The organism is Burkholderia territorii (assembly GCF_001718335.1).
GTDB classification, from domain to species: Bacteria; Pseudomonadota; Gammaproteobacteria; order Burkholderiales; family Burkholderiaceae; genus Burkholderia; species Burkholderia territorii.
Map to the genome: position 1 here is coordinate 886,091 of NZ_CP013367.1, position 15,272 is coordinate 901,362.

Sequence of the window (15,272 nt, forward strand, 5' to 3'; positions counted from 1 at the left end):
ATCTTACCCATTGGCGATTGAGCCAGTCAGAGCGGTACGAAAGTATCGGCTGTCGTTCTTTAACAATCTGGAAGAAGTAAGTAATTTGGATAGCGGAAGCGTCTTGAGATGGACGTGGAAACTATCCGGGTTGTGATTGTATCGATGTATCTCAAGATGATTCGAACTTCATTGTTCGACTCAATTGGAATACGGCACAACGCGAGAACTCAACCTGTAGCGACTGTCGAAGAGACAGACTCGTTATAGGGTCAAGCGAACAAGTGCATGTGGTGGATGCCTTGGCGATCACAGGCGATGAAGGACGCGGTAGCCTGCGAAAAGCCCCGGGGAGCTGGCAAACAAGCTTTGATCCGGGGATGTCCGAATGGGGAAACCCACTCCGTATGGAGTATCCATGGCTGAATACATAGGCCATGCGAAGCGAACGCGGTGAACTGAAACATCTAAGTAACCGCAGGAAAAGAAATCAACCGAGATTCCCAAAGTAGTGGCGAGCGAAATGGGATGAGCCTTGCACTCTTTATTTGTATTGTTAGCCGAACGCTCTGGAAAGTGCGGCCATAGCAGGTGATAGCCCTGTAGGCGAAAACAGTATGAAAGAACTAGGTGTGCGACAAGTAGGGCGGGACACGTGAAATCCTGTCTGAAGATGGGGGGACCATCCTCCAAGGCTAAATACTCGTGATCGACCGATAGTGAACCAGTACCGTGAGGGAAAGGCGAAAAGAACCCCGGGAGGGGAGTGAAATAGATCCTGAAACCGCATGCATACAAACAGTCGGAGCCTCGTAAGGGGTGACGGCGTACCTTTTGTATAATGGGTCAGCGACTTACGTTCAGTAGCAAGCTTAACCGTATAGGGCAGGCGTAGCGAAAGCGAGTCCGAATAGGGCGTTCAGTTGCTGGGCGTAGACCCGAAACCAGGTGATCTATCCATGGCCAGGATGAAGGTGCGGTAACACGTACTGGAGGTCCGAACCCACTAACGTTGAAAAGTTAGGGGATGAGCTGTGGATAGGGGTGAAAGGCTAAACAAACCTGGAAATAGCTGGTTCTCTCCGAAAACTATTTAGGTAGTGCCTCGTGTCTCACCTTCGGGGGTAGAGCACTGTCATGGTTGGGGGGTCTATTGCAGATTACCCCGCCATAGCAAACTCCGAATACCGAAGAGTGCAATCACGGGAGACAGACATCGGGTGCTAACGTCCGGTGTCAAGAGGGAAACAACCCAGACCGCCAGCTAAGGTCCCCAAATATAGCTAAGTGGGAAACGAAGTGGGAAGGCTAAAACAGTCAGGAGGTTGGCTTAGAAGCAGCCACCCTTTAAAGAAAGCGTAATAGCTCACTGATCGAGTCGTCCTGCGCGGAAGATGTAACGGGGCTAAGCTATATACCGAAGCTGCGGATGCGTGCTTGCACGCATGGTAGGAGAGCGTTCCGTAAGCCTGCGAAGGTGCCTTGTAAAGGGTGCTGGAGGTATCGGAAGTGCGAATGCTGACATGAGTAGCGATAAAGGGGGTGAAAGGCCCCCTCGCCGTAAGCCCAAGGTTTCCTACGCAACGTTCATCGGCGTAGGGTGAGTCGGCCCCTAAGGCGAGGCAGAAATGCGTAGCTGATGGGAAGCAGGTCAATATTCCTGCACCATTGTTAGATGCGATGGGGGGACGGATCGCGGAAGGTTGTCCGGGTGTTGGAAGTCCCGGTCGCTGCATTGGAGAAGGCGCTTAGGCAAATCCGGGCGCGTAATTCAAGGGTGTGGCGCGAGCTCCTTCGGGAGCGAAGCAATTGGAAGTGGTTCCAAGAAAAGCCTCTAAGCTTCAGTCTAACGATGACCGTACCGCAAACCGACACAGGTGGGCGAGATGAGTATTCTAAGGCGCTTGAGAGAACTCGGGAGAAGGAACTCGGCAAATTGGTACCGTAACTTCGGGATAAGGTACGCCCTTGTAGCTTGACTGGCCTGCGCCAGGAGGGTGAAGGGGTTGCAATAAACTGGTGGCTGCGACTGTTTAATAAAAACACAGCACTCTGCAAACACGAAAGTGGACGTATAGGGTGTGACGCCTGCCCGGTGCCGGAAGATTAAATGATGGGGTGCAAGCTCTTGATTGAAGTCCCGGTAAACGGCGGCCGTAACTATAACGGTCCTAAGGTAGCGAAATTCCTTGTCGGGTAAGTTCCGACCTGCACGAATGGCGTAACGATGGCCACACTGTCTCCTCCCGAGACTCAGCGAAGTTGAAGTGTTTGTGATGATGCAATCTACCCGCGGCTAGACGGAAAGACCCCATGAACCTTTACTGTAGCTTTGCATTGGACTTTGAACCGATCTGTGTAGGATAGGTGGGAGGCTATGAAACCGGAACGCTAGTTTCGGTGGAGCCGTCCTTGAAATACCACCCTGGTTTGTTTGAGGTTCTAACCTTGGCCCGTGATCCGGGTCGGGGACAGTGCATGGTAGGCAGTTTGACTGGGGCGGTCTCCTCCCAAAGCGTAACGGAGGAGTACGAAGGTACGCTAGGTACGGTCGGAAATCGTGCTGATAGTGCAATGGCATAAGCGTGCTTAACTGCGAGACCGACAAGTCGAGCAGGTGCGAAAGCAGGTCATAGTGATCCGGTGGTTCTGTATGGAAGGGCCATCGCTCAACGGATAAAAGGTACTCTGGGGATAACAGGCTGATACCGCCCAAGAGTTCATATCGACGGCGGTGTTTGGCACCTCGATGTCGGCTCATCTCATCCTGGGGCTGTAGCCGGTCCCAAGGGTATGGCTGTTCGCCATTTAAAGAGGTACGTGAGCTGGGTTTAAAACGTCGTGAGACAGTTTGGTCCCTATCTGCCGTGGGCGTTGGATATTTGAAGGGGGCTGCTCCTAGTACGAGAGGACCGGAGTGGACGAACCTCTGGTGTACCGGTTGTCACGCCAGTGGCATCGCCGGGTAGCTATGTTCGGAAGAGATAACCGCTGAAAGCATCTAAGCGGGAAACTCGCCTTAAGATGAGATATCCCCGGGGACTAGATCCCCTTGAAGGGTCGTTCGAGACCAGGACGTTGATAGGTCGGGTGTGTAAGCGCAGTAATGCGTTCAGCTAACCGATACTAATTGCCCGTAAGGCTTGATCCTATAACAAGTCTGTCTCGCGCCAAGATGAGCGCGTCGGACAAGTTGGATTCTCGTGTGTGATACACACAACTCAAGATTACTGCTTCTTCCAAGATTGGTTCTGTTGGCCATGCCAGCAGGACAACCCCCTTTGCCTGATGACCATAGCGAGTCGGTCCCACCCCTTCCCATCCCGAACAGGACCGTGAAACGACTCTACGCCGATGATAGTGCGGATTCCCGTGTGAAAGTAGGTAATCGTCAGGCTCCCTAAGCCAGAAACCCCCGCCCAAACAGGCGGGGGTTTTTGCATTTGAAGCGTCAAAATCGGCAAGCGGACCGCGACGGCTCTCGCACTCCGGCACCACGGCTATTCGATCGTGGCTACTCCGGTTTCGGCCGCGCGTGCCCCCGCACTGCAATTCAATGCTCCGCCTGCGCCGCATTGACATCCCGCCGAAACGCGCCTGGGCTCGTTCCTGTCCATTTCCGGAACGCGCGATGAAACGCGCTGGGCTCGGTAAAACCGAGTTCTACCGCGATTTCCGCGACGCTGAGCGTATCTCCGCGCAGCAGCGACTGGGCCAGCGCGCCTCGTAGCTCGTCCTTGATCGAAGCAAAGCTCTGCCCCTCGCTGCGCAGGCGTCGTCGCAGCGTCGCGGGCGTCGTGCCGAGGCGCACGGCCAGCGTGTCGAAGTCCGGCCATTCGGCGGCCGGCTGCGCTTTCAGATGCGCGCGCGTCTTCGCAACCCAGCCGGTGTCGTGCCGATAGCGCACGAGCAGGTTGCCGGGCGCGCCGCGCAGGAAGGTTTTCAGGGCCTGCGCGGAGCGGATCGTCGGCAGCGCGAGGTATGCGGCGTTGAATGCGAGCCGGCTGTCCGGGCGGTCGAAATGGACGGGCACACCGAAGAACTGATGGTAGTCGCTGCGCTGGTCCGGGCTCGGGCACGCGAAATCGATGCGCTGCAACGGAATGCGTCGGCCGATCAGCCAGCAGGCGACGCCGAGCAGGATCAACCAGAACGTCCGGTAAGCGAACGCCGAATACGGTGCGCCTGTCTGCGTGAGGACGATCTGTGCTTGACCGTCGGCGACCACGAGCTCGCCGCGCGGTTCGTCGAGCACCACGCGCAGAAACTGCAGCGCTCGCCGCAGCGCCTTCTCGAGCGTGCCCGCGTGCAGGACCGCATGACACAGCAGTGTGAAGCTGCCGCGCCGCATCGGGCGCGCCGCGAGTCCGAAGAATTCATCGTCGATCGCGTTGGCGATCGCCAGCCACAGTCGCCCGTACTGCTGTGGCGTGACGGGCTCGCGCACGGCAGCCGGCAGGCCGGCAATGCGCAGGACGGGCTCCGTCGGAATCCGCCGCCTGCGCAAACTCTCGAGCGCATCCTCGACGAAATCCGATGAAATCATCTGCGGCCCCATTTTTTCATGTCCTCCAGACATGGCAAAAGCGATCACGATTCTAGATTCTGTTTGTCATTGATTGCAATGTGACGGCTGTCTACCATCATCGATATACCCCGGTTCGCCGGCGGGCATAACGAACAGGAGACACGCATGCGTGATGGAGCAACCGCCCGGGTGGTGCCGGCCTACGCCGACGCCGTGGCCGGATTTCGTATCGAGACCGCCGCCGCAACACTTTACGGCGATCTGGAGCAGGGCCTGAATGCCTGCGTCGAATGCTGCGACCGGCATGCGGCGGCGAACCCGGACGCGATCGCGCTGGACTGGATCGGCGCGGGCGGCCAGCATCGCAGCTTCACGTTCGCGCAGATGCAGGCGCTCTCCGCGCGGGTCGCGAATCTGCTGGCCGAGCAGGGCGTGAAGCCGGGCGACGTGGTGGCTGGCCTGTTGCCCCGCACGCCAGAACTTGTCGCGACGATTCTCGGCACGTGGCGCGTGGGCGCCATCTATCAGCCGCTCTTCACCGCGTTCGGCCCGAAGGCGATCGAGCACCGGTTGCGCATGAGCAATGCGCGGCTGGTCGTCACGAACACTGCAAACCGCGCGAAGCTCGACGATGTCGTCGAATGCCCGCGTGTCGCGACGGTTCGCGAGTCGGGCGACGCGTTGCCGTCAGGCGACATCGATTTCCGCGCGGCACTCGACGCGCAGTCCGACGTATTCGAACCGGTCCCGCGCAAGGGCACCGACCTGTTCATGATGATGTCGACGTCGGGCACGACCGGTTTGCCAAAGGGCGTGCCGGTGCCGCTGCGTGCGCTGCTCGCGTTCGGCGCGTACATGCGCGACGCGGTGGACCTGCGCGCCAGCGATCGCTTCTGGAACATCGCCGATCCGGGCTGGGCATACGGCCTTTATTACGCGATTACGGGCCCGCTGCTGCTCGGCCATGCGACGACGTTATACGAGGGCAGCTTCACGGTCGACAGCACCTACGACGTGATCGAACGGCTCGGCATCACGAGCCTGGCGGGCTCGCCGACCGCGTACCGGATGCTGATGGCGGCCGGCACCGAAGCGGCCGCGCGCCTGAAAGGGCAACTGCGGGTCGTCAGCAGCGCGGGCGAACCGCTGAATCCGGAAGTCGTGCGCTGGTTCCACGCGGCACTCGGCGCGCCGATCTACGATCACTACGGCCAGACCGAACTCGGGATGGTCGTGAACAATCATCACGGGCTCACGCACGTCGTCCATGCCGGTTCGGCGGGCTTGGCGATGCCCGGCTATCGCGTCGCGGTGCTCGACGAAGCCGGCCGCGAGCTTGGCCCCGGCGAGCCCGGGATCCTCGCGATCGACATCGCGCGCTCGCCGTTGCTGTGGTTCCACGGTTACTGGCAGCAAGACACGCCGGCGATCGCGGGCGGCTATTACCGGACGGGCGACAACGTCGAGCTCGAGCCGGACGGCACCGTAAGCTTTATCGGCCGCGCGGACGACGTGATCACGTCGTCCGGCTACCGGATCGGTCCGTTCGACGTGGAAAGCGCGCTGATCGAGCATCCGGCCGTCAGCGAGGCCGCGGTGATCGGCGTGCCCGACCCGGAGCGCACGGAAATCGTCAAGGCGTTCGTCGTGCTGTCCAAAGGCTTCGACGGCACACCGGCGCTGGCCGACGAACTGAGCCAGCATGTGAAGCGGCGGCTGTCGGCACACGCCTATCCTCGCGCGATCGACTTCGTCGACGCGCTGCCGAAAACCCCGAGCGGCAAGATCCAGCGCTTCGTGCTGCGCAAGCTGGAAGCCGAGAAGACCGCTCAATCCTGAATACTGAATACGGACTGCGAATGAAAATCAACGATCGCGTTTTTCTGATTACGGGCGCCGGTTCGGGCCTCGGTGCGGCGGTGGCGCGCATGGTGGTCGCGGAAGGCGGCAAGGCCGTGCTGCTGGACGTGAATGAAGACGCCGGTGCGAACCTCGCGCACGAGCTGGGCGCGGCTGCGCGCTTTGTGAAGACCGACGTGACGAGCGAAGCCGACGGACAGGCCGCCGTTGCCGCCGCGCGCGACGCGTTCGGCCGCATCGACGCGCTCGTGAATTGTGCGGGCGTCGCACCGGGCGAGAAGGTCGTCGGCCGCGAAGGCCCGCATTCGCTCGATCGCTTCGCGCGGGCGGTGTCGATCAATCTGGTCGGCACGTTCAACATGATCCGGCTGGCTGCGGAAGCGATGTCGAAGCAGGACGCCGACGCGGAAGGCGAGCGCGGTGTGATCGTCAATACCGCATCGGTCGCGGCGTTCGACGGCCAGATCGGGCAGGCCGCGTATGCGGCATCGAAGAGCGGCGTGGTCGGTATGACGCTGCCGATCGCGCGCGAGCTCGCGCGATTCGGTATTCGCGTGGTGACGATCGCGCCGGGCATCTTCGCGACGCCGATGATGGCCGGCATGCCGCAGGACGTGCAGGACGCGCTCGGCAAGAGCGTACCGTTTCCGCCGCGGCTCGGCCGCCCGGAGGAATTCGCGGCGCTGGTGCGCCACATCGCCGAGAATACGATGCTGAACGGCGAAGTCATCCGTCTCGATGGCGCGCTGCGAATGGCACCGCGCTGACACTGGAGGAATGCAATCATGACGACACAGGATCCGATCGTAATCGTCGGCGCTGCTCGCACGCCGATGGGTGGTTTTCAGGGCGACCTGGCCGCGGCCAGTGCGAGCGAGCTCGGCGCGGTGGCGATTCGCGCGGCGCTCGAAAGCGCGCGGGTGCCGGCCGAGCGCATCGATGAAATCGTGTTCGGCTGTGTGCTGCCGGCCGGCCAGGGACAGGCGCCGGCGCGGCAGGCTGCGCTGAAGGCCGGCTTGCCGCTGGCGACGGGCGCGACCACGGTCAACAAGATGTGCGGCTCGGGGATGAAGGCCGCGATGTTCGCGCACGACCTGCTGCTGGCAGGATCGGCCGACGTGGCGGTCGCGGGCGGGATGGAGAGCATGACGAATGCGCCGTATCTGCTGCCGAAAGCGCGTGCCGGGATGCGCATGGGGCATGGCCAGGTGCTCGACCACATGTTCCTCGACGGGCTCGAGGACGCATATGACAAGGGCCGGCTGATGGGCACGTTCGCGGAGGATTGCGCGCAGGCTTACCAGTTCACGCGTGACGAGCAGGATGCGTTCGCGATCGCATCGCTGACGCGCGCACAACGCGCGATCGCGGAAGGGCGCTTCGTGTCGGAGATCGCGCCGGTGACCGTGAAGGCCGGCAAGACGGAAGCCGTCGTGTCGATCGACGAGCAGCCGGGCAAGGCGAAGCTCGACAAGATTCCGACGCTCAAGCCGGCTTTCCGCGAAGGCGGTACGGTGACGGCGGCCAATTCGTCGTCGATTTCGGACGGCGCGGCCGCGCTCGTGATGATGCGTCGCTCGGAAGCGGACCGGCTCGGCCTCGCGCCGAAGGCGGTGATCGTCGGGCACTCGACCTACGCGAACAAGCCCGGCCTGTTCGCCACGGCGCCGATCGGCGCGATCCGCAAGCTGTCGGAGAAAACCGGCTGGAACCTGCGCGACGTTGACCTGTTCGAGATCAACGAGGCTTTCGCAGTGGTGGCGATGGCCGCGATGCGCGATCTCGACCTGTCGCACGACAAGGTCAACGTGCACGGCGGTGCATGCGCGCTGGGCCATCCGATCGGTGCATCGGGCGCACGCGTGATGGTGACGCTGCTGGCCGCGCTCGAAACACACGGGCTGAAGCGCGGCGTCGCGTCGCTGTGCATCGGCGGCGGCGAGGCGACGGCGATCGCGATCGAGCGCGTCGCGTAACGCTAGCGTATCGACGCATCATGCGCGATACGGCACGCATGCCGTATCGCGATGCGGGCGGCGGCCTTCGTGCACGTCGCCCGTTTCACTTTCCCGGGGCGCACGATCGCGTTACGCGCTCCCTCCCGGCGACACCGCCCCGCACGCGCGGATCACGAGCTGCACGACCTGCTCGGTCTTCTCCGCGAACGCCTTCTGCGTGAACGCACGCTTGCCGCTCAGCGCGCGGATCTGCGCATCGAAATCCGCGTAGTGCTGGGTGGTCGCCCAGATCAGGTACATCAACGCGTGCGCATCGATCGGGGCGAGCAGCCCGCGCGCGATCCAGCCTTCGATTACCGTCACGCGCGTGTCGAACCAGGGCTTCACGCGCTCCGACAGGATGTCCTGCATGTGCGCGGCACCGTGGATGATCTCGTTGGCCCAGACCTTCGAGCCGAGCGGGCGCCGCCGCGACAGATCCATCTTCGCGCGCACGTAGCCGCCGATCGCCTCGACCGGATCGTCGCCGGCCTCGAACGAGCCGGCCGCGCGGTGCCAGTCTTCGAACAGGTCGTCGAGCACGCGACGGTACAGCGCAAGCTTCGTCGGGAAGTAGTAATGCAGGTTCGCTTTCGGCAGGCCCGCACGTTCGGCGATCATTGCGGTGCTTGCGCCGTCGAGCCCGCGCTCCGCGAATACGGCTTCCGCACAGGCCAGCAGATGCGCCTCGTTGGACTCGCGGATGTGCGCCTTGCGTCGCCGCAAAGGCGTGTTGGTTTCGTCGTCGCTGGTGGCTTCGGCGGCCGCTTCGTCATGTCTCATCGTCACCCTCGCGCGGCTCGCATGCCGCGTTGCGCTTCATTCTAGCCGCTGGTTCGCGTCGAACGCACGTGCCCCCACAAATCGTCGCGCGCGATGCTGCGATGCGGTGGCACGTTTCTCGCTCCTTCGATTCACGCAAGAAAGGCATTGCGCTGTGCATTTTGATCGTCTAAAACCTGTCCAATCGGACAGGATTTGACGATCGACGGAATGCAGTGCCGGCAATCCGCCGAGCGACCGGGCGAATCGCGCGAACGATGCGCCTCTGCACCTCGCCGGTGCGGGTTTGCCCCGACAGCGGCAATGCGCGCACCGGCGCCGACCGGAACGACGGCATGACCGACCCACAGGAGCGATACGAATGGACGCGGTATCGGAAACAGCGAAGCGGGCAGCATTCGACACGTCGATCAAGGTCGACGGCAGGCGGTTGTGGGACAGCCTGATGGAGGTCGCGAAGATCGGCGCGACGCCGAAGGGCGGCGTCTGCCGCCTCGCGCTGACCGATCTCGACAAGGCCGGACGCGACTTGATCGTCGGCTGGGCGAACGCCGCCGGCTGCACGGTCACGGTCGATACGATGGGCAACGTGTTCATGCGTCGCGCGGGGCGCGTGCCCGACGCGGCGCCGGTCGTCACCGGATCGCACGCCGATTCGCAGCCGACCGGCGGCCGCTTCGACGGCATCTACGGCGTGCTGGGCGGCCTCGAAGTGATTCGGAGTCTGAACGATCACGGCATCGAGACCGAACATCCGGTCGAGGTCGTGATCTGGACCAACGAGGAAGGGTCGCGTTTCGCGCCGGCGATGGTCGCGTCGGGTGTGTTCGCGGGCGTGTTCCCGCTCGAGTACGGGCTGTCGCGCAAGGACGTCGACGGCAAGACGATCGGCGAGGAACTCGCGCGTATCGGCTACGCGGGCGACGTGCCGTGCGGTGGCCGCAAGCTGCATGCGGCGTTCGAACTGCATATCGAGCAGGGGCCGATTCTCGAGGCGGAGTGCAAGACGATCGGCGTCGTGACCGACGCGCAGGGGCAGCGCTGGTACGAGATCACGTTCACGGGCCAGGAAGCACATGCGGGGCCGACGCCGATGCCGCGACGCCGCGACGCGCTGCTCGGCGCATCGCGCGTGGTCGATCTCGTGAACCGGATCGGCCTCGATCACGCGCCGTTCGGCTGCGCGACGGTCGGGATGATGCAGGTTCACCCGAACTCGCGCAACGTGATTCCGGGGCGCGTGTTCTTCACCGTGGATTTCCGTCACCCAGACGACGCCGTGCTCGCGAAGATGGACGCCGCGCTGCGCGATGGCGTCGCGCGCATCGCGGGCGAGATCGGGCTCGAAACCGCGCTCGAGCAGATTTTCTACTACAAGCCCGTCGCATTCGATCCGGCCTGCGTCGCGGCCGTGCGCGACGCGGCCGATCGCTTCGGTTACTCGCATCGCGACATCGTGTCGGGCGCGGGTCATGACGCGTGTTACCTGGCGCAGGTCGCACCGACGTCGATGGTGTTCGTGCCCTGCGTCGACGGCATCAGTCACAACGAGATCGAGGACGCGACGCCTGCATGGATCGAGGCCGGCGCGAACGTGCTGCTGCACGCGATGCTGTCGCGCGCATGCGAGCCGGCTTCATGATGGATCGGGTATAGCGCGGCCGGCAGGCTGCGCATCGCGTAACCGTAGCACTCCTGATGCATGACCGCCCCGACTGCGCATTCGCAGGCGGCGGGGACGGCTTTGTCTCCACTCAGTCGAAGGAACGCGTATGACCACCAAGCCAACCGGCGATATCGCCGCGCATCGCCTGTCGTCCACGCAACTCTCGTGCGAATTCGCCGATATCGCGCCGCTGCTCGATCCGACTGCCGCCGCGGCCGCCGCCAGCCGCTGCCACTACTGCTACGACGCACCGTGCGTGCAGGCCTGCCCGACGCAAATCGACATTCCGGGCTTCATCCGCAAGATCGGCAACGGCAATCTGAAAGGTGCCGCGACCGACATCCTGTCCGCGAATCCGCTCGGCGGAATGTGCGCACGCGTGTGTCCGACCGAGATCCTCTGCGAAGGCGCGTGCGTGCGCAATCATCAGGACGCGCAGCCGGTCGCGATCGGCGCGCTGCAGCGGCATGCGACCGACTGGGCGATGGCGAGCGGCGCCGTGCGATTCACGCGCGCACCCGACACGGGGCGGCATGTCGCGGTGGTCGGCGCAGGGCCGGCCGGGCTGGCCTGCGCACACCGGCTCGCGCTCGCCGGGCATCGCGTCACGCTGTTCGATGCGCGGCCGAAGGCGGGCGGCCTGAACGAATACGGGATCGCTGCGTACAAGACGGTCGACGATTTCGCGCAGCGCGAAGTGGCGTGGCTGTTGTCGGTCGGCGGCATCGCGCTGGAAACGGGCGTCGCGCTCGGCCGCGACGTGACGCTCGATGCGCTGCGCGAACAGCATGACGCGGTGTTTCTCGCGATCGGCCTCGGCGGCGTGCGCACGCTCGCGATCGACGGCGAGCAATTGACCGGCGTGATGGACGCGGTCGACTTCATCGAGCAGGTGCGGCAGGCCGACGCTCTGGAGAACGTGCCGGTCGGGCGGCGGGTGGTCGTGATCGGCGGCGGCAACACGGCGATCGACGCATCGGTGCAAAGCCGCAAGCTCGGCGCGGAGCGCGTGACGATGGTGTATCGCCGTGGCGTGGACGCGATGAGCGCGACCTGGGCCGAACGCGAATTCGCGCAAAAGAGCGGCGTCACGCTCATCACGCACGCGAAGCCGGTGCGCATCGCGGGTGCGGACGGGCACGTGACGGGCGTCGAATTCGAGGCCGCGTCGGGCGAGCGTTTCACCATCGACGCCGACATGGTGCTGAAGGCGATCGGCCAGACGCTGGCGCCGGACGGTGTCGCCGCCGCGCTGCTGACCGCGGACGGTTCGCGCATCGCGGTCGACGCGGACGGACGCACGGCATTGCCCGACGTATGGGCCGGCGGCGATTGCGCGGAGACGGACGGCATTGACCTCACGGTGCAGGCCGTACAGGACGGCAAGCGTGCGGCGGCGGCGATCGACGCGGCGCTCGCGCAGCGTGCCGCCAAGGCCGCGTGAGCACGGCATACGCAACGGCATCGCGCGCGGCGCGTGCATGGCGCGCGCCACGCGGATCACGATAAACGCCCCCTTTTCACGGAGCCGAACATGGCCGACCTTCGCTGCACCATCGCAGGCATCACTTCGCCGAATCCGTTCTGGCTCGCCTCCGCGCCGCCGACCGACAAGGCGTACAACGTCAATCGCGCGTTCGAGGCGGGCTGGGGCGGCGTCGTCTGGAAGACGCTCGGGCTCGATCCGCACGTCGTCAACGTCAGCTCGCGCTACGGCGCGGTGCAGTGGAACGGCCAGCGGATCGCCGGGTTGAACAACATCGAGCTGATCACCGACCGCCCGCTCGACGTGAACCTGAAAGAGATCGCGCAGGTGAAGCGCGACTGGCCCGACCGCGCGCTGATCGTGTCGCTGATGGTGCCGTGCAACGAGCGCGACTGGAAATGGATCCTGCCGCTGGTCGAGGATACGGGCGCCGATGCGGTCGAACTGAACTTCGGTTGCCCGCACGGGATGAGCGAACGCGGAATGGGCGCGGCCGTCGGGCAGGTGCCGGAATACGTCGAGATGGTCACGCGCTGGGTCAAGGAAGGCACGAAGCTGCCGTGTCTCGTGAAGCTCACGCCGAACATCAGCGACATCCGGATGGGCTCGCGCGCCGCTTACAAGGGCGGCGCGGACGGCGTGTCGCTGATCAACACGATCAACTCGATCGTCGCGGTGGATCTCGACCAGATGGCGCCGATGCCCACCGTCGACGGCAAGGGCACGCACGGCGGATACTGCGGGCCGGCGGTCAAGCCGATCGCGCTGAACATGGTCGCGGAGATTGCGCGTGACCCGGAAACGCCGAACCTGCCGATCTCCGGCATCGGCGGGATTTCGTCGTGGCGTGACGCGGCCGAGTTCATCGTGCTCGGCGCCGGAAGCGTGCAGGTGTGCACCGCCGCGATGCATTACGGATTCCGGATCGTATCGGATCTCGCCGACGGGCTGTCGAACTGGATGGACGAGAAGGGCTACGCGACGCTCGACGACGTGCGCGGGCGCGCGGTGCCGAACGTGACCGACTGGAAATACCTGAACCTGAAGTACGACATCAAGGCGCGCATCGACCAGGACCGCTGCATCCAGTGCGGGTTGTGCCATATCGCGTGCGAGGACACGTCGCACCAGGCGATCACGGCCGAGAAGGACGGCGTGCGGCACTTCGAGGTGGTGGATGCGGAGTGCGTCGGGTGCAATCTTTGCATGCATGTGTGTCCGGTCGAGCAATGCATCACGATGGAGCGGGTCGACGCGGGCGACTATGCGAACTGGACCACGCATCCGAACAACCCGGCGCGTGCCGACGCCGGCGCGAGCCCGGCGGAACCCGCGAAGCACGCGAAGGCTGCCTGACCGACGGCCGGCGGCGCGGGATCGCTCGCGCTGCTGCTTGTGTCCTGTCCTGCCGGCATCTCGCGATGCCGGCACTGACGTTTACGTGGAGCGCGTCCGATGAAACCAGCAGCGATTCCCGCCGATCCCGACAGCGCCGCGGCGCCGGGCGGCAGCCTGTACAACGACGACCTCGCCCCGACGACGATGGCGCAGCGCACATGGCGCTGGTATCACTTCGCGGCGCTGTGGGTCGGGATGGTGATGAACATCGCGTCGTACATGCTCGCGGCCGGGTTGATCCAGGAAGGCATGTCGCCCTGGCAGGCGGTGCTGACGGTGTTGCTCGGCAACCTGATCGTGCTCGTGCCGATGCTGCTGATCGGTCATGCGGGCGCGAAGCATGGAATTCCGTATGCAGTGCTCGTGCGCGCGTCGTTCGGCACACAGGGCGCGAAGCTGCCCGCGATGCTGCGCGCGATCGTCGCGTGCGGCTGGTACGGCATCCAGAGTTGGCTCGGCGGCAGCGCGATCTACACGTTGCTAAACATCCTGACCGGTAACGCGCTGCACGGCGCCGCGCTGCCGCTCATCGGCATTTCGCTCGGGCAGCTCGCGTGCTTCCTCGTGTTCTGGGCGCTGCAGCTGTACTTCATCTGGCATGGCACCGACTCGATCCGCTGGCTCGAGAGCTGGTCCGCGCCGATCAAGGTCGTGATGTGCATCGCGCTCGTGTGGTGGGCGACGTCGCAGGCGGGCGGCTTCGGCACGATGCTGTCGGCGCCGTCGCAGTTCGTCGCGGGCGGCAAGAAGGCCGGGCTCTTCTGGGCGACGTTCTGGCCGGGCCTGACCGCGATGGTCGGCTTCTGGGCAACGCTCGCGCTGAACATTCCCGACTTCACGCGCTTCGCGCATTCGCAGCGCGACCAGGTGATCGGGCAATCGATCGGGCTGCCGCTGCCGATGGCACTGCTGTCGGTGGTGTCGGTCGTGGTGACGTCGGCCACCGTCGTGATCTATGGCAACGCGATCTGGGATCCGATCGATCTGACGAGCCGGATGACCGGCATCGGCGTCGGCATCGCGCTCGTGATTCTCACGCTCGATACGATGTGCTGCAATCTTGCGGCGAACCTGGTCGGTCCTGCTTACGATTTCTCGAGCCTGTGGCCGAAGGCAATCTCGTACCGCACGGGCGGTTTGATCACCGCGACGCTCGCGATCGTGATGATGCCGTGGAAGATCCTTGCGACGACGGACGGCTACATCTTCACCTGGCTCGTCGGCTACTCGGCGCTGCTCGGGCCGGTCGCGGGCATCCTGATGGTCGACTACTTCCTGATTCGCGGCACGCGGCTCGACACGCGCGCGCTGTTCGACGAGCGTGGCGACTTCAGCTACGCACGCGGGTGGAATCCGGCCGCGCTGGCCGCGCTCGCGATCGGCGTGCTGCCGAACCTGCCCGGCTTCCTGCATACCGCGTTTCCGGCGTCGTTCCCGAACGTGCCGGCGTTCTTCAATACGCTCTACACGTATGCGTGGTTCGTCGGGCTCGTGCTGGCGTCCGGCGTGTACGGTACCTGGATGAAGTGGCGCGCCGGACAGCGCGCGCAGATCGCGAGCGCGTGATGCGCAAGC

9 protein-coding genes and 2 rRNA genes are annotated in these 15,272 nt (G+C 64.0%); 9 read left to right on the forward strand and 2 right to left on the reverse strand.

Translation table 11 applies throughout. The features are described 5' to 3' along the window. The first annotated feature begins 249 nt into the window (after positions 1-249). Together WS51_RS29890 and rrf are read left to right on the forward strand one after the other, a co-directional pair. Positions 250-3,130: ribosomal RNA gene (locus tag WS51_RS29890) — 23S ribosomal RNA — on the forward strand. 133 nt (positions 3,131-3,263) lie between these two features. Beyond that, a 5S ribosomal RNA gene (gene rrf, locus WS51_RS29895) occupies positions 3,264-3,376 on the forward strand. Between the two features lie 156 nt (positions 3,377-3,532). Here rrf and WS51_RS29900 read toward each other — a convergent pair. Continuing rightward, a complete protein-coding gene (locus tag WS51_RS29900; protein WP_060025028.1) occupies positions 3,533-4,537 on the reverse strand; it encodes an AraC family transcriptional regulator in 1,005 nt (334 codons plus the stop codon). Positions 4,538-4,672: 135 nt separating this feature from the next. Between WS51_RS29900 and WS51_RS29905 the strand changes: the two genes are divergently transcribed. The 3 genes from WS51_RS29905 to WS51_RS29915 are packed head-to-tail and all read left to right on the forward strand — an operon-like array spanning position 4,673 to position 8,343. Further along, entirely contained in the window at positions 4,673-6,346 is a 1,674-nt protein-coding gene (locus WS51_RS29905) for an acyl-CoA synthetase (RefSeq protein WP_069230322.1), read from the forward strand. Positions 6,347-6,366: 20 nt separating this feature from the next. Beyond that, positions 6,367-7,134, forward strand: coding sequence for a 3-hydroxyacyl-CoA dehydrogenase (locus WS51_RS29910; protein WP_059450132.1), 768 nt, complete (start codon positions 6,367-6,369; stop codon positions 7,132-7,134). Between the two features lie 18 nt (positions 7,135-7,152). Then, positions 7,153-8,343 (forward strand): acetyl-CoA C-acetyltransferase, encoded by a 1,191-nt coding sequence (locus WS51_RS29915; protein ID WP_069230323.1) that lies wholly within the window; start codon positions 7,153-7,155, stop codon positions 8,341-8,343. Between the two features lie 111 nt (positions 8,344-8,454). Here WS51_RS29915 and WS51_RS29920 read toward each other — a convergent pair whose 3' ends face one another. Beyond that, on the reverse strand, positions 8,455-9,147 hold the full coding sequence (locus WS51_RS29920; protein ID WP_059797886.1) for a TetR/AcrR family transcriptional regulator: 693 nt from the start codon (positions 9,145-9,147) through the stop codon (positions 8,455-8,457). A 361-nt stretch (positions 9,148-9,508) separates the two neighbouring features. On the opposite strand from WS51_RS29920, the gene WS51_RS29925 reads away from it, so the two are divergent. The 4 genes from WS51_RS29925 to WS51_RS29940 all read left to right on the forward strand — a co-directional run bounded on the left by WS51_RS29925 (position 9,509) and on the right by WS51_RS29940 (position 15,263). Then, a complete protein-coding gene (locus tag WS51_RS29925) occupies positions 9,509-10,789 on the forward strand; it encodes a Zn-dependent hydrolase (protein WP_069230324.1) in 1,281 nt (426 codons plus the stop codon). A gap of 130 nt (positions 10,790-10,919) precedes the next feature. Then, a complete protein-coding gene (locus WS51_RS29930) occupies positions 10,920-12,257 on the forward strand; it encodes an NAD(P)-dependent oxidoreductase (RefSeq protein WP_069230325.1) in 1,338 nt (445 codons plus the stop codon). 90 nt (positions 12,258-12,347) lie between these two features. Further along, positions 12,348-13,655: an NAD-dependent dihydropyrimidine dehydrogenase subunit PreA gene (preA, locus tag WS51_RS29935; RefSeq protein ID WP_059450119.1), complete on the forward strand. Its 1,308-nt coding sequence runs from the start codon at positions 12,348-12,350 to the stop codon at positions 13,653-13,655. A gap of 99 nt (positions 13,656-13,754) precedes the next feature. Then, on the forward strand, positions 13,755-15,263 hold the full coding sequence (locus WS51_RS29940; RefSeq protein WP_059771902.1) for an NCS1 family nucleobase:cation symporter-1: 1,509 nt from the start codon (positions 13,755-13,757) through the stop codon (positions 15,261-15,263). Positions 15,264-15,272 lie beyond the last annotated feature (9 nt).

Excerpts from the sequence above, each read along its gene's own strand:
- WS51_RS29900 (WP_060025028.1), bottom strand. The coding sequence starts at position 4,537 with ATGGGGCCGCAGATGATTTCATCGGATTTCGTCGAGGATGCGCTCGAG.
- WS51_RS29905 (WP_069230322.1), top strand. The coding sequence starts at position 4,673 with ATGCGTGATGGAGCAACCGCCCGGGTGGTGCCGGCCTACGCCGACGCC.
- WS51_RS29910 (WP_059450132.1), top strand. The coding sequence starts at position 6,367 with ATGAAAATCAACGATCGCGTTTTTCTGATTACGGGCGCCGGTTCGGGC.
- WS51_RS29915 (WP_069230323.1), top strand. The coding sequence starts at position 7,153 with ATGACGACACAGGATCCGATCGTAATCGTCGGCGCTGCTCGCACGCCG.
- WS51_RS29920 (WP_059797886.1), bottom strand. The coding sequence starts at position 9,147 with ATGAGACATGACGAAGCGGCCGCCGAAGCCACCAGCGACGACGAAACC.
- WS51_RS29925 (WP_069230324.1), top strand. The coding sequence starts at position 9,509 with ATGGACGCGGTATCGGAAACAGCGAAGCGGGCAGCATTCGACACGTCG.
- WS51_RS29930 (WP_069230325.1), top strand. The coding sequence starts at position 10,920 with ATGACCACCAAGCCAACCGGCGATATCGCCGCGCATCGCCTGTCGTCC.
- preA (WP_059450119.1), top strand. The coding sequence starts at position 12,348 with ATGGCCGACCTTCGCTGCACCATCGCAGGCATCACTTCGCCGAATCCG.
- WS51_RS29940 (WP_059771902.1), top strand. The coding sequence starts at position 13,755 with ATGAAACCAGCAGCGATTCCCGCCGATCCCGACAGCGCCGCGGCGCCG.